13 protein-coding genes are annotated in these 21394 nt (G+C 71.6%); 8 read left to right on the top strand and 5 right to left on the bottom strand.

What is annotated here, in order from left to right; genetic code table 11:
• The first annotated feature begins 92 nt into the window (after positions 1-92).
• The 3 genes from ACILSK_RS06130 to ACILSK_RS06120 all read left to right on the top strand — a co-directional run bounded on the left by ACILSK_RS06130 (position 93) and on the right by ACILSK_RS06120 (position 3732).
• Positions 93-1493 carry a PH domain-containing protein gene (locus tag ACILSK_RS06130; protein WP_395726253.1) on the top strand — a complete coding sequence of 467 codons (1401 nt, stop codon included), beginning with the start codon at positions 93-95 and terminating at the stop codon, positions 1491-1493.
• 189 nt (positions 1494-1682) lie between these two features.
• A complete protein-coding gene (locus tag ACILSK_RS06125; RefSeq protein WP_395726252.1) occupies positions 1683-2372 on the top strand; it encodes a response regulator transcription factor in 690 nt (229 codons plus the stop codon).
• A gap of 58 nt (positions 2373-2430) precedes the next feature.
• On the top strand, positions 2431-3732 hold the full coding sequence (locus tag ACILSK_RS06120; RefSeq protein ID WP_395726251.1) for an ATP-binding protein: 1302 nt from the start codon (positions 2431-2433) through the stop codon (positions 3730-3732).
• A gap of 16 nt (positions 3733-3748) precedes the next feature.
• On the opposite strand, the gene ACILSK_RS06115 is transcribed toward ACILSK_RS06120, so the two are convergent.
• Positions 3749-4339, bottom strand: coding sequence for a GtrA family protein (locus ACILSK_RS06115; protein WP_395726250.1), 591 nt, complete (start codon positions 4337-4339; stop codon positions 3749-3751).
• Between the two features lie 227 nt (positions 4340-4566).
• Complete coding sequence (locus ACILSK_RS06110) at positions 4567-12291, bottom strand: sigma-70 family RNA polymerase sigma factor (RefSeq protein ID WP_395726249.1); 7725 nt, start codon at positions 12289-12291, stop codon at positions 4567-4569.
• Positions 12292-12611: 320 nt separating this feature from the next.
• Between ACILSK_RS06110 and ACILSK_RS06105 the strand changes: the two genes are divergently transcribed.
• The 3 genes from ACILSK_RS06105 to purE all read left to right on the top strand — a co-directional run bounded on the left by ACILSK_RS06105 (position 12612) and on the right by purE (position 15581).
• Entirely contained in the window at positions 12612-13367 is a 756-nt protein-coding gene (locus ACILSK_RS06105) for a hypothetical protein (protein WP_395726248.1), read from the top strand.
• A gap of 350 nt (positions 13368-13717) precedes the next feature.
• Positions 13718-14980 carry a 5-(carboxyamino)imidazole ribonucleotide synthase gene (locus tag ACILSK_RS06100; RefSeq protein ID WP_395726247.1) on the top strand — a complete coding sequence of 421 codons (1263 nt, stop codon included), beginning with the start codon at positions 13718-13720 and terminating at the stop codon, positions 14978-14980.
• A gap of 61 nt (positions 14981-15041) precedes the next feature.
• Positions 15042-15581, top strand: a complete 540-nt coding sequence (gene purE / locus ACILSK_RS06095; protein ID WP_395726246.1) for a 5-(carboxyamino)imidazole ribonucleotide mutase — start codon at positions 15042-15044, stop codon at positions 15579-15581.
• Positions 15582-15657: 76 nt separating this feature from the next.
• Here the strand turns inward: purE and ACILSK_RS06090 are convergent, their stop codons facing one another.
• A complete protein-coding gene (locus ACILSK_RS06090; protein ID WP_395726245.1) occupies positions 15658-15948 on the bottom strand; it encodes a hypothetical protein in 291 nt (96 codons plus the stop codon).
• 257 nt (positions 15949-16205) lie between these two features.
• Between ACILSK_RS06090 and ACILSK_RS06085 the strand changes: the two genes are divergently transcribed.
• Complete coding sequence (locus tag ACILSK_RS06085) at positions 16206-17354, top strand: acyl-CoA dehydrogenase family protein (protein ID WP_395726244.1); 1149 nt, start codon at positions 16206-16208, stop codon at positions 17352-17354.
• A gap of 28 nt (positions 17355-17382) precedes the next feature.
• Here ACILSK_RS06085 and ACILSK_RS06080 read toward each other — a convergent pair whose 3' ends face one another.
• Both ACILSK_RS06080 and ACILSK_RS06075 read right to left on the bottom strand, forming a co-directional pair.
• Positions 17383-18147, bottom strand: coding sequence for a TIGR03089 family protein (locus ACILSK_RS06080; protein WP_395726243.1), 765 nt, complete (start codon positions 18145-18147; stop codon positions 17383-17385).
• Positions 18135-19655, bottom strand: coding sequence for an LCP family protein (locus ACILSK_RS06075; protein WP_395726242.1), 1521 nt, complete (start codon positions 19653-19655; stop codon positions 18135-18137). Before ACILSK_RS06075 ends, ACILSK_RS06080 begins: the two co-directional genes overlap by 13 nt.
• A 734-nt stretch (positions 19656-20389) precedes the next feature.
• Here ACILSK_RS06075 and rfbB point away from each other — a divergent pair.
• Positions 20390-21385, top strand: coding sequence for a dTDP-glucose 4,6-dehydratase (rfbB, locus tag ACILSK_RS06070; protein WP_395726241.1), 996 nt, complete (start codon positions 20390-20392; stop codon positions 21383-21385).
• The last annotated feature ends 9 nt before the right edge of the window (positions 21386-21394 follow it).

The raw sequence follows: 21394 nt of genomic DNA, 5'->3' as shown, positions 1-21394 counted from the left end.
TCCGGCGGTAGCGTGATCCCAGCGCCCGTCGGTCACGCGCACGACGGTCGGCGCGGACCGCCCGGTCCAGGGGATTCGTCGAGGAGAGTGACATGCCCTACCCGGACAATCTATTGGTCACCGGCGAGAAGATCTACGTGCGCAAGCGCCCGCACTGGAAGGTCCTGGTCCTCCCGTTCATCTTCTTCGTGCTGATCATCGGTGGCTGCGCCGCACTGCTGGCCTTCCTGAACGGCCGCGACTGGCCGAGCTGGGCGACCTGGGCGATCGTTGCCGTCGCGGTCATCGCGCTGTTCGTCCTGGTGCTCGTTCCGTTCATCCGGTGGCGGACCGAGCATTTCGTGATCAGCAGCCACCACATCTTCTTCCGCACCGGCCTGCTGTCCCGTCGGGAGCACCAGATTCCGCTGGGGCAGATCGCCAACATCGAAACCGAGGTCACCTTCTGGGGTCGCTTGATGGGATTCGGATCGCTGATCGTGGAGTCGTCGGCGGACCAGCCGCTGAAGTTCCGGAATGTCGCGAACCTGTCCAAGGTCCAGTCGATGCTCAACCAGCTGATCCGCGACGAGAAGGAACTGCTGCACCGCGGGCACATGGAGGTCGACGACTGGGCGGCCGGCGACAGCCCCGACGACCGGGACCGGCAGGCGCGCCCCGGTCCGGATCCCGCCGGCGCCCACCACGCCGGGCAGTCCGGCACGGGGCAGTGGCCCGCCCAGCAGGGGGCGCCGCCGGGCGGTCAGCCGGCGTACGGTCAGCCCTACGGTCAGTCGGCCTACGGCCAGGGTTATCCGCCCCCCGCCCAGGGGTACCCCCCGCCGGGCCAGACCCAGGGGTATCCCCCGCCGGGTGGTCCGGGGTACCCGCCGCCGGGCTACCAGCAGACGCCCGGCTACCCGCCGAACTACCCGCCGCAGGCGGGGTATTCGCAGGGGTATCCGCCGCCGGCGGGCGGGTATCCGCCGCCGGCCGGCTATCCCGCTGAGGGAGCGCCGGGCTACCCGGCGTCCGGTCACCCGCAGGGGTATCAGCAGCCGAGCTATCCGCCGCCGGCCGCCGCGTGGGGCGCGGCCCCGTCGAGCAGTACGTCGCCGGGTGCGGGCGAGCCGCCGGCGTCGGCCGAGCCGACCGTCTACACGCGGAGCCCGGCCGCCGGTGCCGCGGACATGTCCGGCGACGACCTGAATGAGCCGGCGCCGACGGTACTGACCCGGTCGCCGATCGCGTCCGGTTCGGCGCCGTCGGGGTCGGGGTCGGCAACCGACGCGGCGAGCGCGACGCCCGCGGGTGGCCCGCCGTCGAGAGCGGATACGACGGCGCCGGGAGAGGCCGGCGCGACCCGCGGCCGGCACGCCCAGCCCACCGGGTCGACCCCGCTGCCGAACTTCGACGAACCGGATCCGACGGTGATGCTGCGCTCGCCCACCGTCGACGCCGCCCCGCCCGGTGAGGACGGCGCCGGTCCGGCCGGTCCGGCCGCGCGGCCCTGATCGGGACCGCCCGACAGCGAACAATCCGATCGCCGGGGCCGGGGCCGGTCCGGCCGCGCGGGCCGGATCGGGCCCGTCCGAACCGATCCGGGTCCATCGGCCGATCGTCGCGCCGGTTCCCGGGGTCGCCCACCCGCCGCCCGGCGACGAGCGGCGGTCCGGTCCGGCCGGCACCGTATGGTGGTCGTCGTGACGACGGTGCTGTTGGTCGAGGACGATCCGGCCATCGCGCAGCCGCTGACCCGCGCGCTGCAGCGGGAGGGCTATGAGGTCCGGCCCGCGCCTACCGGCGGCGCGGCGGTCGCCGCATTCGGTGAGAACGGCGCCGAGATCACTCTGGTCATTCTCGACCTCGGCCTGCCCGACCTGGACGGGCTCGAGGTGTGCCGGCGGATCCGGGCGGCCGGCAAGGATCTGCCCGTGCTGATGCTCACCGCCCGCACCGACGAGGCGGACTTCGTGGTCGGCCTGGATGCGGGCGCCGACGATTACGTCGCCAAGCCGTTCCGGATGGCCGAGCTGCTGGCCCGGGTGCGCGCGCTGCTGCGTCGCCGGGTGCCCGCATTGATGGAGATCGGTGGGGTTCGGGTGGAGACCGGGTCCCGGCGGGTCGAGGTGGACGGGGTCGAGGTCACCCTGTCGAACAAGGAGTTCGAGCTGCTGCGGGTGATGATGAGCCGGGCCGGTCAGGTCGTCACGCGCGAGGAGATCCTGTCCGAGGTGTGGAACGACCCGACGATGAAGACCTCGAAGACCCTGGACATGCACATGTCCTGGTTGCGGCGCAAGATCGCGCGGTCGGCGGCCAACGGCCGGGACCGGGCGGACCAGCGGATCTCGACCGTGCGTGGGGTCGGCTTCCGCTTCGAAACGGACTGAGTGCGGTGGCTCGGGCTCGCCGCACGAGTCGACGGAATCCGTCTCACTCGGGCTTCTGATGCGTCGACGGGTACTGGTCTCCATCCTGCTCGTCATCGCGGCGACGGTGCTCACCTTGGGTGTGCCGCTGTCCATCGTGTCCTGGCGGGTCGTCGACGACCTGATGCGCAGCGACCTGAACAGCCGCCTGGAGTCCATTGCCGCATCGATCGCCAATCAGAGCAGCTCGTCGGCCATCGACCTGGGACAGTTGGCGGCGGCGGTGCCGCCGGGCGGCCGTTTGGACATCACCATGGCCGGCCGGATCGACCAGTCCATCGGCACGTCACCGTCCAACCAGGTCTACTCCGAGCAGCTGGCCATGGCCGGCGGCGGGAACCTGCGGCTGTCGGTGCCGGAGAGCTATCTGCGGGCCGAGCAGTGGAAGGCTCTCGCGCTCGTGGCGCTGGCCGTGCTGCTGTCGGTGGTGGTGGGAGCCGGGGTAGCGGTGCTCACCGCCCGGCGGCTGACCACTCCGTTGACCGACGTCGCCCGGCGGGCGGCCCGGCTCGGCTCGGGCGATTTCCGCACCTTCCGCCGGCGCTACGACATTCCCGAACTCGACCGGGTGGCCGATGTCCTCGATTCGTCCGCGCAGGACATCTCCGAGCTGATCGCCCGGGAGCGCGACCTGGCCGGCGACATCTCTCACCAGTTGCGGACCCGGTTGACGGGCCTGCGGTTGCGGCTGGAGGAGCTGGCCGAGTACCCCGACCCGGACGTGCAGGCCGAGGTGCAGGAGGCTCTCGAGCAGACCGACCGCCTGGTCACGGTCGTCGACGACTTGCTGGCGAACGCTCGATCGCAGCGGGCGGCCGGGGCCAGCGAGCTGGAGCTGTTCGACGAGCTGGCCGAGATCCAGGCGGACTGGGGTCCGCAGCTGACTGCGGTCGGCCGTTCGCTGACCGTGCGGTGCAGCCGGGACGTGCGTGTCCACGCAACTCCGGGCCGGCTCCGCGAGGCCATGGGGGTGTTGGTGGAAAACTCGCTGCGGCACGGGGCCGGGTCGGTGACCATCCTGGTCCGCCCGGCCGGCCGCAGTTCCGGCGGGATGGTCGCGCTGGAGGTGAGCGACGAGGGCCCCGGCATCCCGGAGGGGCTCGTGGCGCACGTTTTCGACCGTGGGGTATCCACCGCGTCGTCGACCGGCATCGGGTTGGGTCTGGCCAGAGCCTTCGTCGAGGCCGACGGCGGTCGGCTGGAGCTTCGTCGGGCGGTGCCACCGACGTTCGCGATATTCCTGACCGTCAGTACGCCGCCCGTCGATGGCGACCCGGAGCCGTCGCCGGAATCCGCGAGCGTACCGGCCCCGTCAGGATGACGGGTCCGTCTGACGCCTAGGCGTGGCGGGTGTAGCCGGCGGAGTCCGGACGAATCGGCTGGCCGGGGATCCGCTCGGTGGCGGGCGCCTCGGCCGCGGCCTGGGCAGCGGTCTCCACGGCGACGATCTCCGGATGCGAGGGGGTCAGCTCCTCCGGGAACACGAACTTGCGGTACGCCCAGAAGCGGAACGCCATGCCCAGCGCGGTGCCGATGACGTTGGCCGCGATGAAGTTGGCCACCGTGACCGTGAGCGCAGAGTAGTTGCCGGCGTTGATCCCGAGGACGTACTGGGAGACCGCCAGGGGAACCAGGTTCAGGCCGAGCGCGATTCCGTTCACGACGAAGAACAGCATCGCCTCGTGGTGCTTCTCGCGGCCACCCCGGGTGTTGAACGACCATTCCCGATTAAGGATGTAACTGAAAATCGTGGCAATGACGACCGAGATCGCCTTCGCGGTGACGACCTTCTCGGCCAGGACCGTGTGCGACAGCAGGCTGAACAGGCCGACGTCGACGACGTAGCTGGTGCCCCCGACGACCAGGAACTTTGCCAGTTCCCGGTATTTGACAGGCAGGTGCTGTCGCACGGTTTCGATGAGGGCCACGATGCGAGTCTACGGGGCAAACGTTGGTAGTCCAGGAGCCGACCCGCGAAAGAGAAAAACGTCTCAGGCGCGCAACCCCGGAGAAATATTCAAATTTCGGTAAAGGTTTCGTCAAAGGCCGGTAAATTGACCCGAGCCTCTGCCGGCCGCCTTTTCCGAACCGCACCGGACGACACCGAATCTACCCTCGGTCGCGGCTTGTCGGCGTCGGATCCACCGGAGGGTGTTCACGATGCCGGAGGTGCGGAACTCACGGTGACCGGATCACCGACCGGGATCGGGGCACCCTCCGGGCGGTCGGCCGGCTGGTCGGAGCTCGACGTTGCCGCCGGGGTGGGCGACGGGGCGGGCCGGTCGATCGTCAGGTCCACCTGCACCGAGCCCCCGGGGACGTCGAACCGGGCGGTGCCATCCTGCGCATCGGAGCCGACTGCCAGGTCGACCGTGACGGTGACCGATTCCCCGGGTGCGATGGCCGGCAGGGTACAACTCGTGCCGGTCCCGGCGTCGGCGCCGTCGACGGTGATCGAGGCCGCGCTGATGCCGGCCGGCAGGGTCAGCTTCACCGCCGTGCCGGCTGAGGTCTCACCGCCGTCGTTGCGGACGGTCAGGGTGATGGTCCCCGAGCCTGCTGCTGCGGGGGGCTGCCGGACGACCGGCGAGCCCAGGGCCAGGTGCGCCGGGTCGGGCGGGGGCGTGCTGCTCGCGGGCTCGGTGGCCTCATCCGTCGGCGCCGGGGATTCACTGGCCGTCGCGCCGGTGCTCGGCACCGACGTCGTCTCCGACATCGATGACCGGGTGAGCTCGGTTTCCGGGGTCGTGCTCTCGGGTGCCGATGAACCGGTGGGCGGCGGCAGTTCGGTCGTGGCGTCGGTTGACCCGCTGATGCTCGGAGCAGCGTCCACGGTGCCCGGCAGCGGCACGGTGGTCGACTCCTTGACTGATCCGTTCGGCGCCTCGGTGAGGTTCGGGGCCGTCGTGACGGTCGGTCCACCGGGCTCGGCCGGGATCGTCGTCGCGGTGCCAGGTGTGGGCGATGTGCTGACGCCCGGTGGTTGCACCGCGTTGACCTGCGCGAACTGGGACGAGCCGTCGGCCGTCACGCTCACGCTGCCGGTCGTTTCCCCGGAGCGGAGGCCGACCCACACATCCACCGTGGCGGTCTGGCCGCTGCCGAGTCGAGGCAGATAGCAGGGAATGTTCAGCGGCGCGCCGCAGTACTGCAGCAGTCCGGTCTGGACCAACGGCCCGACCAGGTTCGTCACACCGACCTGGATCGGGGTGGGGCCGACGGCGGAACTGCCGGGGTTCGTCGCGGTCAGTCGCAGGTGCGCCACGGTGAGGTCGACCGTCGGGACTCCCGGTATGCGAATGGGCCAGTTGCGGGTGCTGCCCCAGTACCGCTCGACCACCGTCAATTGAGACAGCACCAGCTTGGGCGCGCTCACCTGGAGTTCCCTGGAGCCGTCGGTCAGCGGCACCTTGTTCCCGGCAACGTCGGTGATGGTGACCGGGAGCCGTCCGGCGACCAACTTGGCGTCGATGGCGACGGTGATGGTGAACGTGTCACCTTGGCAGGTCAGCGTCGACACCTGACCGCCGCAGCCGGACAGGCTGACCAATGGGCTGTCCGAGGTGACGGTGAGCGGGCCGGGCTCGGCCGATTCATCCGTATGCCGGACGGTCAGCGCCAGGGTGGGGGAGGTGCCGGCCGGGAACGGTCCTGGGGGGCTCGCGACGACCTGGCTGAACGCCGGGGCAACCGCGAACTGGATGTGCTGCTGGCGCACCAGGCTGACGCTCAGGTCGTAGAAGCCGGCCTTCGTCGTGGCCGGCACATCGATCTTGAGCACGGCGGTGACCGACTTCCCGGCCGGGATGGGCGGCAACGCGCAACTGGTGGTGCACTGCGTGCCGTCGCCGGGGTCGATGCCGGCAATCGTGTAGCCGGGCACGGAGACGTCCACCACCTTGATCGGATCGCCGCCGAGGTAGGGCGACGCCCCGCCGTTGCGGACGGTCACCGAGAACTGACCCTGCCCACCGGCGACCGGCCGGATGTTGAGCATCAGATCACCGGCGACCAGCCGCGGGGCGCTGAGCACGGTGATCGGCTTGACCTGGATCGTCCGTTCGCCGCTGGCATCGGACGCGGTGAGGGTGAGTTGCTTCGCCGCGAACGTGTCGGGCACGGTGATCTGGAGCGCGACGGTGTGATCGTCCCGCACCGGGCACGAGGTGAGCTTGTCCGCGCAGACCACCCGGACGGCGGGGTCGTCGGAGGTGACCGTGATCGACCCCGGCCGAACACCGTCGGCGACTGTGGCCGTGAGCGTCACCGGCTGGGGTGCACCGTTGGCCGGCAGCGTGGTTTCCGGGTCGGCCTCGAGGCCGGTGATCCCGGCCTGCACGGCCAGCGTGACCGGGACCGCCGGCTGATCGGGGAGCTCGACCTGGGCCGTGGCCTCGGAGGGGGCGCCGGGCTCGACGGAGACGTCGACGGTCACCCAGATGTCGTCACCACTGCCGATGCTCGGCAGGGCGCACCCGTCGCCGGTTGCCGCGAACGTCGCGGCGGCGCCACAGCGCACGCCGTCGATCGTCATCCCGGTCACCGTGAAGCCCTCGGGCACGGTGACGCCGACACGCTCATCGCCGAGCGACGGGGAGCCGCCGGTATTGCGGACGAGCACATCGAACGAACCCTGGCCGCCGGCGGTCAGCGGCGCGTTCTTGATGGCGGCCACCTGCAGGCTCGCCGGCTTCGCGATGGCCAGCGGGGTGACGGGAACAGATCGCCCCCCGGCGTCGGACGCGGACAGTGCCAGCGGGCCGGCGGGGGTGCCGATCGGCACCGTGATCGTGATGTCGAAGGCCGTGCCGTCGCAGGTGAGCAGACCCGGGCCGGCACCCGCCTGGCAGGTCGTTCCGGTGACGGTGACGGCGTCGCCAAAGCTCAGCGTGAGCGCTCCGGGGCCGGACAGCTCGCCGTCCACCTCGACCTTTCGGGTGGTAGCCCGGCCGTCGGGAGACAGATCCGTGGCCGGGTCGATGGTGACCCCGGTGATCGGCGACGAGACCTCGGTCTCGACGGGGTCGGCGGCGATCTGGCCGACCTGGATGGTCACCCGGATCTTGTCGCCGGGCAGCGTGGCTGCGGCACCGAGTTGGAACGTGAGGCCGACCGGCTTGTTCGCGGCGACCGGGTTGAGCGTGCAGTCCTCACCGGTGCAGTTCACCGCGTTCTCGGGGGTGGCGCCGATGATCCGAAGCGGGTTCGGGTCCAGTTCGCGGCCATTCAGATCCTGCGCGATGACCCGGATGTCCAGACCGGCGGCGGTCGGCACGTCCCCGGTGTTGGTGGCGGTCACCGTCAGGGTGCCGCCGGCCCCGGCGATCAGCGGTGACACGGTGAGGTCGGACAGCGTCAGCGAGCTCGGCGCGAGCACCGGGAGCTGCCCGAAGGTGTTCTCGATCGTCCGGTCACGCTGGTCCTTGGTGACGAAGCCCGTCAGCTCCGTCACTCCCGGTGCGAGGGTGAGTCCGATCTGCCGGCTCTCGCCGTCGAACGGGCAGGTGACCCGCCGCCCGGTCGATTCACCGCAGGTGACGTCGACCTGATCCGATCCGCTGTCGAAGGTGATGTCGCCGAACTCGGTGACCGATTCGTCCACGGGGATCGCGGTGACGGTCACCTCATGGGGTTGACCATCGGCGACCAGTGCGCCGGTCATCGACGCAGTGAGCAGGTTCAGGCCCGGGCCGACCTTGAGGGCCACGCCGGCGGAGTCGGCGGGCAACCTGAGGACGGCGATTCCGCCAGTAGCGGCCGGCGATGCGTGCATCGCGACCTCCACGGTGACCTTCTCGCCCGGGTTCAGCGGCGGCAGCGTGCACCCGTCCGGGGCGGCGGCGGCGAGGTCGGCGACCTCGTCCGACTGACCGCAGGTGATGGCCGAGAGCGTCAACCCGCCCGGCAGCTCCACCCCGACAGCTGCACCGTCGGCGGAGGCGACGCCGCCGGAGTTGGTCACGGTGACCTGGATGGCGCCGGTCCCACCGGCCACCGGCTCCTTGCCGATCTCTGGGGTTCCGTCGAAGGTCAGCCGGGCCGGGGCGGCCACGACCAGCGCACCGAAGTTGTTGTCCAGGATCGAGCGGCCGCGCTCGTCGGTCGCGGTCAACGCCAGCGGCCCGATCGGTGCGTCGGCCGACGCCGTGATCGTCAGCTCGACGGAGTTGCCGGGGCCGAGATCGCAGGTCGCCGGGTCGCCTCCGGCGCACCTGACGGTGACGCCGGTCGGCGCGCCGAAGGTGATCTGACCGGGGTCGGTGACCCCGTCGGCCAGACCGGCCGTGACGGTGACGGTCTGCGGAAGGTCGTCGGCGACCAGGGTGCGGGGGTCCACCCGGAGTGTGGTGATCCCGGGGCCGACCGTGAGGGCGAAGGGTCCGGTCGTCCGCTGGTTGCCGAGCTTGATCTCGGCCGTGCCGCCGGTGGCGGCGGGGGTGGCGTTGAGGGTCAGGGTGACGGTCAGCGACGCCGACGGAGCGACGGGCGGCAGGGTGCACGTGGTATCCGCGCAGGTGACGCCGGTCGTCGTGGTGGTGCCGGCGGTGATGCCCTTCGGCAGGGTCAGCACCAGGGACTGGTCGGTGCCGGACGCGACCCCGCCGGAGTTGGTGACGGTGACCGTGACGCTGCCCCGGCCGCCGGCGACCGGTTGAATCACGGTGCCCAAGGCGACGTCGAGGTCGGCAGGGGCGACGATCTGCACGGCTCCCTCGGGCCCCAGTTCCAGGTCGCGGCCGGCCTCGTCCTGGGCCGTGATCGGCAGTGGCCCGGCCTCCTGGCCCGGGTCGATGGTGACGGCGAGGTCGAATCCGCCGCCCGCACCGGGGGTGCAGGTCGCCCGGCCGTTTTCGCCGACGGTGCAGGAGTCGGTTCCGACGAACGTCACCTCGGTGCTGGTGGAGCTGACGATGACCGTTCCCTTGACCCCCGGCTGAGCCAGGGCCGCGATGACCTGGACGGTCTGGGTCGTGCCGTCGGCGACGAGTTGGGTGGGTTGTGCGTTGAGGCCGGTGATGCCGGGGTCGACGGGCAGCTCGAACGACCGGGCCTCGAGTGGGTCACCATTGGCGCCCTCGACCGTCGCGATCGCGAGCTGCACCGGCTGGGAGGGCATCGTCGGATCCGCTTCGACGGTGAACACGGCAGTGACCGACCCGCCACCGGCCAGCACCGGGAGCGGGCAGGCGGTGGTCGTGCACTCGCCGTCGGGGATCCGGGCGCCGGTGACCCGGACACCCGCCGGTGCCTTCAGCGTGACCTGCTCGCGGCCGGTCGAGGCCAGCAGCCCGGCGTTGGTGACGTCGACGGTGATCTGGCCGATGCCGCCCGACACGGGCACCTGGGTGACGGTCGGCCCGGGCACCAGGTCGGCGGGGGCCTGGCCGACCGGGATGGCCCGCCCCTGGGCGTCGACGAGTTGCAGCGGGCGTCCGGCCGAATCGGTGGCGCTCACCGGGAGGGTGGTCGGGGCCGTGAGTGTCCGCTGGATGATCACCGACAACGCGAAACTGCCGTCGGACTGCGGAGTGCAGCGCACGCTGTCGGACGGCCCGTCCGACGGCCGGTCGGAAGCCGGGACACACCCAGTCGTTGCCGTGAACCGGACGCTCTGATCGTTCGACGCGAAGACGATCGGTTCGGGGGATCCACTGATCCCCATCGACGCACGGACGTCGATCGTTCCGCCCGAGCCGTCGTTGGTCAGCGGGGCTCGGGGGATGCCGACGAGCGAGGTCACCGGCGACTCGACCGTGAGTGGGAGGTCGAAGGTGCTGCCCAGCAGGCTGACGGAGGCCCGCCCGCCGGTGGACTCCCGGCTGGCGTTGATCGTCATCGTCACCCTGACGCTCGATTCCCCGGCGACCGTGACATCGGCGGAGCATTGCTCGGCCGTCGGGTTGCACGACAGGGGGACCGCGGCGCGGGCGGCGGCCCGCAAGCCGCTTCCCTGCGGCCCGACATCGACCCGGGTGACCGTGACGCCCCCTGATGTCTGCACCGACATCGGTGCGGCGGCGGACTGCTGCTGACCCGTGTTGGTGATGGTCGCGGTGACGGACGCGGAACCGCCGGCCAACAAGGTGCCGGTGAGTTGCGGAGCGGCGGAAACGGTGAGGTTGGCCGGGGTGGGCTGGGGTTCCGTGGTGCCGCCGTTGCCCGTATCGCCGCCGTTGCCGCCGTTGCCGCCGTTGCCGCCGTTGCCGCCGTTGCCGCCGTTGCTTCCGCCCGTCCCGCCGGTGCCCGTTCCGCCGGTGCCCGTTCCGCCGGTGCCCGTTCCGGTTCCGCCCGTGCTTGTGCCTGAGCCGGTCCCGGCACCGCCGCTTCCGGCCCCGGCCCCGGTGCCATCGGTCCCCGTTCCGTCGGTGCCGGTGCCGGTGCCGGTACCGGTGCCGGCCCCGGCCGCGGTCGGCGCCGCCGACCCGGCGCCGCCAGAATTCGACCCGGACGGGTCGGTAGCGCTCCCACCGCCGGTGCCGTCCGGCCCGCCCGTGCCGTCGCTCCCGTCGGCCCCGCTCGTCGTCGCCGGAGCAGCGACCGCCGGAGGCTGGTCGGCGGTGTTCGTCGTCGCCGGCGAGTTGTTGGAAACGATGAGCACGATCGCGGCAATCACCGCGGCCGCGACGACCGCGCCGGCGGCCACCAGGCCGCCAACGCCCAGGCTCGCCGCTATTCCGGACAGGCCGGCCGCGGACCCGGCCCCGGCGGCCGTCCCGCCGGCCGCAGCCGCCGCAGCTGGGGCCGCCGCACCTCCCGCCGTCGAGCCACCCGCCGCGCCGGCCGAACCGGTGGCGCCGCCACCGGCCGAAGTGGTCGCCGCGGTGCTGTCGGACGCGGCGGCCAGCGCGCCCAGGCCGAGAGCGGCAGCCCCCGCCGCAGCGGCAGCGGCGGCCGCCGCGACGCCCGCGGCACCGACACCCCCGGCGGCGCCCGCACCGCCGGCCCCCGCCGCGCCCGAACCGGCCCCCGCGGCCCCGCCCGAGCCGGCCCCGCCGGATCCCGAGCCGGCGGATCCGCCCGCCCCGGCGGACAGTGCGCCGGGCACCGCGAGGGGGGTGACCGGCCCAAGGGTGGCCAGGTAGCCGGCCGCCGCGCCACCCAGCAGCAGCGGAGCCAGCAGGCCACGCAGATTGTGGTTGACCTCCTGCAGTTCGGCGGCCAGTGCCCGGCAGCGGTCACATGTCTTGAGGTGGGCGTCGACCTGTTGGGTCTCCCGCTTGGACAACCCGCCGCGGGTCCAGGCGCCGAGTCGCTCGACCGTCGAGCGGCACTGTTCGGCCGCGGTCTCGGCCAGATGGGCCTGCAGGTAGGCCTCGCGCAAGCCCTCCCGCGCCCGGAATGCCAGCGAGGACACGGCGCCGGGCGCCATCCCGAGCAGGGCGCCGACCTGGGCGGGTGACTCGCCTTCCACCTGGGTGTGCCAGAGCACCGCCTGCCAGCGTTCCGGGAGCTGTGCGAACGCGGACGCGACGAGCCCGCTCTCCATCTTCATGAGCACCGGGTCGTCACCCGGGACCGGTGCGTCATGGCTGGTCATGTCGTCGGTGAACTGCAGCCGCTTGTCCTTGCGGGTGCGGTCGTAGGCGGTGTTGCGGATCGTGGTGAACAAGTAGGCACGGAACGCCGAGTCCGGGCCCTTGCCGTCGAGCAGATTGTCCAGCACCCGGGCAAACGACTCGGAGACCAGATCGTCCGCCTCGGCCGCATTGCGCGCGAACTGCCGGGCCAACGTGGTGGCCGGCCCCGAATGCCGCCGGTATAACTCGCCGAACGCCTGACGGTCACCGTTGCGGACCTGAGTGATCAACTCAGGGTCGCTCACGACGTACCCGTCGGCTTCCTCGTCCGGCACGCCGGGATCCTCCTCGATCGCCTCCATGGGGGGAAGGACCGGCTGCCCGACCACACCACCGTGAGTGTCCAACCATTGTCACCCACGAAGCGGCGAACCGTCACCGCCAACCGGATCCGGGGCTCCCGAACGGGCTAACTCGGCCACCGGGCGCCAGCCGGGCTGCCGTCCCGCCACCCCGGCCGGGGCACGGCTCACCCGGGCGAGGAAAAAAATCTGGAAAGTCGCGTGATGACTCCGCGGCCGGCCCGTCTCTCCCATGACACGAAGCGTCCCCGGGCCGTCCGGGGACCGATCCGGCACGCACGACGTGCCGGTTGCGAGCTCAGAAGAAGGGTGCCGAACGAATGGATCAATTCCATCGTGTGATCACCCTGACCAGTGCTGAACTGCGGGAACGCTGGTTCGAGCAGTCCAGTGCGGCCGGTTGGGCGTTCGTCTCGGATTGGCACCACGCCGCCGTTGACGCGTTGTGCGAGGCCTGCCTGCTGGGTCAGAACATCTGGGCGCCGGCGGAACGGCTCGGTTCCGTCCGCGCCGACAAGGGCGTGTCCCTCGGTGAGACGCTGGCCGACCTCGATGGCCTGGCTTGTGTGCTGCCCGACATCGCGGACGGGATCATTCACCGGGCGGCATCGCTTGGTTGGGCCGAACGGATGACAACCCCGCGGCATGCCGTCTTCGATCCGTTGACCGGCCTGGTGTCCGTGGACTACCTGCGGACCCGGTTGGGCGAGGTCTACCGCGCCGCCGAGGTTGCCGGCACGAAGGTCTCGTCGACCCACGGGTTGGTGACCGTTCGGCTGAATCTCGCTGGTCGAATCGGCTGGGATCGGCTCACCCCGCTGATCCTGGCCGGCGACGCGATGCGCACCGTCTTCGACGGCGGGCAAACCCTCGCCCGCCTGGCCGATCACATGGCCATCGTGCTCACCGAGCGCACTCCGATGCTGGCCCGCAGAACCCATCTGCTCACCGGGATGGTCGCCGAGCGATTGGGTCGCGACCAGCAGGCGGACGAGTCACCCGCCCGCATCTGGATCGAACGGCTCCCCGACAACGCGCCGGCCGCCGTCGACCTCATCGGCGAACTGGCCAGGTAGCGGCACACAGATTCCACGGCGGCAGAGGGGACGCCGTGGGCAAGACCCGGGGAGGGTGATCGGGCGTCGGGGATGGACGCTCGAGGCGGCGCGGTGATCGTCCTGCGCCCGGCCGAGAGATCGGCCGGTGGACGGCAGGACGATCATCGCTCCGCGGATCCTCGATCGCGGCCGCTCGGCCAGGCCCGCCTGGTGTGACGCCTCCTCCGGTGCTTGATGGTGGCCTCGCCCGCTCGGCCAACGCGGAGTGCGCCGGGCGATCCGGCTCCTGGCGTCGCCGGATCGCCGCCGGCGCCCTCCTCCGGTGCTTGATGGTGGCCTCGCCCGCTCGGCCAACTACGCTGCCACCCGTGGATACGCGCACCGGCATGCCCCGGGTCGGGATGGTCGGTGGTGGCCAGCTGGCCAGAATGACGCACCAGGCGGCGATCCCGCTCGGCCAGACCCTGCGCGTGCTGTCCGTCGCCCCCGACGACAGCGCCGCCCTGGTCACCCCGGACGTGATGATCGGGCACCACACCGACCTCGACGCACTGCGCGCCTTCGCGCAGGACTGCGACGTCGTCACCTTCGACCACGAGCACGTGCCCGGCGAACACATCCGCACCCTGGTGGCCGAGGGGCACGCCGTGTATCCGGGTGCGGACGCCCTGCAGTTCGCCCAGGACAAGGCCCTCATGCGGGCCCGGCTGGCCGACCTCGGCGTGCCCGTACCCGCCTTCGAGGTGCTGCCGGCCGGCGGGCCCGGGCTGCAGGACAGAGTCGATGGGTTCGGCGAGTCCCACGGCTGGCCGGTCGTCCTCAAGACTGCCCGCGGTGGCTACGACGGCCGCGGCGTCTGGGTGCTCGATCGGCCGGGTTCCGCCGCCGCCCTGGAGCTGCCGGAGACCGGGCAGCTGGTGCTGGAGGCGTTCGTGCCGATGCGCCGCGAACTGGCCGCGGTGGTCGCCCGGTCCCCGTTCGGGCAGGCGGCGGCCTGGCCGGTGGTGGAAACCGTGCAGCGGGACGGCATCTGCGTCGAGGTGATCGCCCCGGCCCCGGGACTGGACGACGACCGGTCCGCCGCCGCGGGCCGGCTGGCCCTGCGCATCGCCGGGGAACTGGGTGTCGTCGGCGTGCTCGCCGTCGAGCTGTTCGAGGTCGATCCGGGACCGGGTGCGCCGGACGGGCTGCTGGTCAACGAGCTGGCGATGCGGCCGCACAACTCCGGGCACTGGAGCATGGACGGGTCGATCACCGGGCAGTTCGAGCAGCACGTGCGGGCCGTCCTGGACTACCCCCTGGGCCGCACCGATCTTCTCGCCCCCTTCACGGTGATGGGCAACGTGCTCGGCGGACCCGCCGACGGGCCGGGTGCCGGCATCGGAATGGACGAGCGGGTGCACCACCTGGCGGCCCGGTTCCCGCAGGTCAAGGTGCATCTGTACGGGAAGGCGTTCCGGCCCGGCCGCAAACTTGGGCACGTCAACGTGCTCGGATCGGATCTCGGGGGGCTGCGGCGGATCGCCGCGCTGTCCGCGGCCTGGCTCAGTGAGGGTGTCTGGGGCGATGGATGGGACGCCCACACGGCCGACCCCCGTCCGGCCCGGCAGGAGGAGGCGATGCTCGGATGAGCCAGGGTGCGGCGAACCGGCCGGGCGCGGTCAGCGGGTCCGACCTGACCGGGGGTCCGAGGTGACGGCCGGCTCGGGGGTGCACGCCGGGCTTGAGGTCAAGGTCGGCCTGATCATGGGGTCGGACTCGGACTGGCGGGTGATGTCCGCCGCCGGTGAACTCCTCGACGAGTTCGACGTGCCCTACGAGGTGGGGGTGGTCTCGGCGCACCGCACCCCGCAGCGGATGCTCGACTACGCCGGGGCGGCGGCCGGCCGCGGCCTGCGGGTGATCATCGCGGGCGCCGGCGGCGCCGCGCACCTGCCCGGCATGGTGGCCTCCGCGACGATCCTCCCGGTCGTCGGGGTGCCCGTCCCCCTGGCGACGCTGGACGGGATGGACTCGCTGCTGTCGATCGTGCAGATGCCGGCCGGGATTCCGGTGGCCACCGTCTCCATCGGCGGCGCCCGGAACGCCGGGTTGCTGGCCGTGCGGATCCTGGCCAGCGGCGAGGGCGAACTCGCCGATCGGCTGCGCATCGACCTGGCCGGGTTCGCCGAGAACCTGGAGCAGATGGTGCTGGCCAAGCACGACGCCCTGCGGGAGAAGACCGGGCGGTAGCTCCCAGCCTGGGGATGCGCCGAGAGTGCAGATACCGTCCTCACCACGTGGATGAGGACGGCTTCCGCACACTCGATCAGGCGGTCACCGGCCGGCATTGCAGCAGCCAGACCCGTCGCTGAGCCCACGCCCATTCGATGTCCAGCGCGTCCGACAGGACAGGGCGCGGCCGGCGGCGGCCGGCCGGGTCAGCCGGCGCGGCGCGCCGGCCTCCAGACCCGGTCCGGCGCGTTCGGATCCGGCCGCCGAGCATGGCCCGGCGGCCGGCCGTGGCGTGGGGCGAGGTCACCGAGCCGGCCACCGGCGCGATCGCGGCCCGCACTCGGCGTTCGGCCGCGCGGCCGATGATCTCCCTGATGGATCGCATCTCCCCGTCACCGTCCTGACTCGTGGGCAGGTGACGGGACGATCAGGACAATCCTGCCCCTTCGGGCCCGGCTCCGGCCGGACAGCCGGCCTGCGCGGCTGACCTTGTGCACTTCCGTCCCAGCGGTCACAGGTCCGATGGGTCGGCCCCGCGAGGCCTAGTTGATCCGCGCGGGGGCGCGGGATGGAAGGGTTAGGATCAAAAGTTACCGACGGGTAACTAGTTGATGTGGCACTCACCGAAGGCGGACCGGGCTCATGAGCACAGATCTGTTCACCCTGACCGAGGACCACCGGGCGATCCGGGCGGCTATCCGGGACCTCGCCGAACACGAGATCGCACCGTACGCGGCTGATGTCGACGAGCGCGAGCGGTTCCCGATCGAGGCGCAGAAGGCCCTCACCGCCGCCGGGTTCCAGGCCGTGCACATCCCGGAGGAGTACGACGGAGCCGGCGCCGACGCCGTCGCCACCGTCATCGTGATCGAGGAGGTGGCGCGGGCCTGCGGCTCGTCGTCGCTGATCCCGGCGGTCAACAAGCTCGGCTCGATGCCGATCATGCTGTCGGCGTCGCAGGAGCTCAAGCAGCTGGTGCTCCCCTCGATCGCCGGGGGCGAGGCAATGATCTCCTACGCGCTGTCCGAGCGGGAGGCCGGCAGCGACGCCGCCGCAATGCGGACCCGGGCGGTCCGGGCGGGCGACGACTGGGTCCTCAACGGCACGAAGTGTTGGATCACCAACGCGGGCGTATCGAGCTGGTACACCGTGATGGCGGCCACGGATCCGGACCAGCGGGCCAAGGGCATCAGCGCGTTCGTGGTGCATGCCGACGACCCGGGCTTCGTCGTCGGCACCAAGGAACGCAAGCTCGGCATCAAGGGCTCGCCCACCCGGGAGATCCACTTCGAGAACTGCCGGATCCCGGGCGACCGGATCATCGGCGAGCCGGGCACCGGCTTCGCCACCGCGATGGCCACCCTCGACCACACCCGTCCGACGATCGGCGCGCAGGCGATCGGCCTGGCCCAGGGCGCGCTCGACATCGCCATCGGGTACGTCAAGGAGCGCAAACAGTTCGGCAAGCACCTGGCCGAGTTTCAGGGCCTGCAGTTCATGATCGCCGAGATGGCGATGCAGGTCGACGCGGCCCGCACCCTGGTGTACCAGGCGGCCGCCGCCGCCGAACGCGGGGACGCGAACAAGACCTACCTGTCCGCGGCCGCCAAGTGCCTGGCCTCCGACGTAGCGATGAAGGTGACCGTTGACGCGGTGCAGCTGCTCGGCGGCGCCGGTTACACCCGCGACTTCCCGGTCGAGCGGATGATGCGCGACGCCAAGATCACCCAGATCTACGAGGGCACCAACCAGGTGCTGCGTCTGGTGATGGCCCGATCGCTGCTGCGGTAGCCGGGAGGCGCAGCGCGGCGGTGGACCGTCATCCGCGTCCGCCGAGCCGGGGCACGCCGGGCAGGTCGATGCCGATGGTCGCGGTGGCGCGCTCGTCGACCGCCACCCGCTCCGCCGGCAGATCGGTGTAGACGTAGGTGCCGCCGGTCGCCCAGGCGGCGAGCGGGCCGGTGATGACGCCGGTGGGCAGCGCGGGAATCTGCGTCGAGAGGAGCACCGCCTCGTCCCCCAGCTCGGCGGCGGCGCGCGTCGCGCCGGCCAGCACCTCGCCGACGGTCAGTGGGCCGGTCCCGGTCGCGACGGCCGGCACACCGGGCCCGGGGCCGGGGGACCGGGGAGTGAACCGATCGGCCTGCGGCAGGATCGCGTCGGCGACGTTGCGCTGGAGGGCGGGCAGGTCCGGCACGGCCAGCCCGAACGGGTGCGGCGAGGCGACGACCACCTCGTCGGCGTCGGCATCGTCACCGACGTCCACGAAGGCGGCCACCACGTCGCCGGCCATCGCCTCGTCGTCGACCACGGTCAACCCGGCCCACCAGCAGCCGAGCAGCAGCGGAAGACCCTGCCAGGACCGGCGCACCCGCCAGAGCACCGGGCTCCCGGGCATCGCGCCGAGTTCGTCGACCAGGTAGCCGGCGGTCTTGGCCGACCAGTTCATCAACGACGCGGTCGACAGTTCGGTGCGCCCCGTCCCGTACCAGACCAGCCGGGGACGATGCGGGTCGGCGTCCGCCCAGGCAGCGAACAGCGCGGCGGTGATGCCCCCTGCGCGGGGGACGGTCAGTTCACGCACGGGACCGACGATGCGGCGAGCAGGGCGACGGGCGCGATGGCCGCAGCGGATCCGGCCGCCGCTGCCGGGCCGGCCGCCGAGGCCGGCGCGAACGCGGCGCCCGCACCGCGCAGCCCCGACGGCACCGGAAGATCGGTGCCTACCAGCACCAGCACGTGCCCGGATTTCACCGACGAGTCGTTGACGAGCTTGCCGATGCCGCCGAACGCCGACTGCACCTGCTGGGCGGCGGCCTCGTCACCGGCGTAGTGGAACTCGGTGGTCTGCTGCTCGTTGCCCTTCTTGGTGCCGGCGACCACGCCGAGCGAACCGAGCGTGAACCCGCCGTCGTTCACCAGTTCGGAGGCCTGGGCGGTGACCCCGTCGGCGATCGTCCCGTCCTTGAGGTCGACGGTGACGCTCGACGGTGTCACCGCGGGATCGCTCGAGGCCGATGACCCCGGGGCGTCGCCCGAACCCGTCGCGCCGACCACGGCGTCGAAGAACGCCCTCACCTGGGCCGGGTCCGTCGCCAGGGCGTCCTTGTCGGTCGACGATTCCGGGCCGGTGGTCGGCACCGTCTCGAAGTTGATGTTGCCCGACGACAGGTTGGTGATCTGTTCGGCGAAGGTCAGCACGTCGAAGCCCTGGTCGAACACCACCGACCGGTCGACGGCGCCGATCAGGTCGCTGAGCTTGGTCGGATTGGTCAGGGTGCCCACCGACAGAATCTTGTCGGCGGCGCCTCGCAGGAACGCCTGCTGCCGCTTGACCCGGTCCAGGTCGCCCGCCGGGAGCCCGTGCCGTTGCCGGACGAACGCCAGCGCCGCGGTGCCCTGCACCTCCTGCTGGCCGGCCGGGAAGTTCGCGCCGGACCACGGGTCGTTGACGGCTTCGTTCAGGCACACCGGCACGCCGCCGATGGCGTTGGACAGCAGGTAGAAGCCGAGCAGGTTGACCTCGGCGTAGTGGTCGATCTTGAGCCCGGAGAACGCCTGCATGACCCGGATCAACATCGTTCGGCCCGCCTCGTTCGACTCCCGTTCGATCTGTGCGCGGTCCGACACCCCCTGGCTGACCAGATGTTCGGCGGTGTAGGCCTTGGCCGTCGCGTAGTACGAGTTGACCTTGTTCGGCTGGTACGGGCCCTGCGAACCGTTCGCGTACGGCCCGACGATCTGGTTCGTCACCCGCGGGCCGATCCAGGTGTCACGGGGAATGGACACCGCGGTGGCCCGGCCGCCACCCTGGGGGACGTGCACCAGCATGATCGTGTCGGTGTTGATACCGCCGCCGTCGTCCTCGGTCCCGACCTGGTCGAGTTCGTCGGCGGACAGCGGGTTGCCGTCCGCGTCCGTCCGGGCGTCCGAACCGACCAGCAGGAAGGTCAGGCCCTCGGCCGAGTTCACGCCGGCGTCACCGGCGTTGCCCGTCGCGTTCGACGTGCCGCTGACGCTCTGCAGGACGTCGGTGAAGGCGTAGGCGACGCCCGCCCCGAGCAGCACGACGACCGACAGTGTGACCGCCACGATGCGGGAGACGAGAAGACCGCGATGCCGCGAGCGGTCGCCCCCGGCGGGGCCACCCCCGGAGCCGGTGGGTGGCGGCGGCAGCGGTGGGCCGGGGGGATTGGGCCCGCGGAACGCGGGCGGCACGTCGGCGGACATCGGCCGGTAGGGGCCGGCGGGCGGGATCTGGCCGCCCTGGTTGCGCCTGGGGGGCGGCATCTGGCTGCCGGCTCGGCCCTCCGGTCGCCCATCGGGAGGGTAGGCGGGCAGCCGACGGGTGGGCGGCGGGGTGGACTGCGACCACGCCTGCGCCGGCGGCTGGTACGGCCGGGCGGTCGGCCCGTCGGGAACGCCGTCCGGCGAGGCGCGGTTCTCCGGCGCCCGATGGTCCGGCGATGGCCCGGGGAAGCGTGGTGCCGAAGTCGGGCCGTATCGCCGCGGGCCGCCGGGGCGGTCAGGTCGATCCGAATTCGACATGCAACTTGCCCTTCGAAATGCCTTGTGTCTGCTGCCAGCTTGCTCCGGGCCACGCAGCCGGCGGCCCGCGGGCCGCCAGTGGTGGCCTTCCGATGGACAGGACGCCCTCGCGCCGGCTCGGTTGCCCGGGTCGGCCTCCCGGCCGGTCCCGCGCCGGTCTTCAGCCAGAGTAGACGCGGTCCCCATGGGATTCCGGTGACGTCGCGGCCCCCGCCGCGCCGGTGAGCCCATGGCGGTCCGGCCGAACCGCGGCGCCAGGTGCGGCACAATGCTGAACCATGCGCATTCTTGTGACCGGCGGGGCCGGCTTCATCGGGTCGACGTTCACCCGGAACCTGATCGCGGACCGTTACCAAGGTCTCGAAGGCTCGCAGGTGATGGTCCTGGACAAGCTCACCTACGCCGGCAACCTGGCCAACCTGGCCGAGGTCGAGGACTCCGATCGCTACGAGTTCGTCCAAGGGGACATCTGCGACGCGGATCTGGCGGCCAAGCTCATCGGGTCCGTGGATGCCGTCGTGCATTTTGCCGCCGAATCCCACGTCGACCGCTCCATCATGGGCGGCGCCGATTTCGTCATGACCAATGTGATGGGCACGCAGACGCTCTTGCAGGCGGCGCTCGACACCAAGTTGACCAAGTTCGTACACGTCTCGACCGACGAGGTCTACGGCTCCATCGAAACCGGCTCCTGGGACGAGAACGAGCCCCTGCTCCCGAACTCCCCGTACTCGGCGTCCAAGGCAGGCTCCGATCTGCTTGCTCGCGCCTACGCCAAGACGCACCGCCTGCCGGTCGCCATCACCCGGTGCTCGAACAACTACGGGCCGTACCAGTTCCCGGAGAAGGTCATCCCGCTGTTCGTCACCAACCTGATGGACGGTCTGACGGTCCCCCTGTACGGCGAAGGCCGCAACGTGCGGGACTGGCTCCACGTGGACGACCACTGTCGGGGTATCGCGCTGGTGCTGGCGGGGGGCCGGGCCGGCGAGGTCTACAACATCGGCGGTGGCACCGAACTGACGAACGCCGAGCTGACCGCCAAGCTCGTCGCGGCGACCGGTCGGGACGAATCGGCCATCGAGCGGATCGTCGACCCCCGCGGTGGCGGGCACGATCTGCGGTACTCGGTCGACCACGGCAAGATCACCCGCGAACTCGGCTACGAACCGCTGGTGCCGTTCGACCAGGGACTGGCCGACACCATCGCCTGGTACCGGGACAACCGCGATTGGTGGGAACCCCTCAAGGCCCGCTCGGTGATCGACCGCTGACATGGAGGA

It is taken from the genome of Nakamurella sp. (genome assembly GCF_044224575.1).
Taxonomy (GTDB): Bacteria; Actinomycetota; Actinomycetes; order Mycobacteriales; family Nakamurellaceae; genus Nakamurella.
The sequence above is the reverse complement of the archived record's forward strand: the minus strand, read 5'-3'. Positions and strand labels throughout refer to the sequence as shown.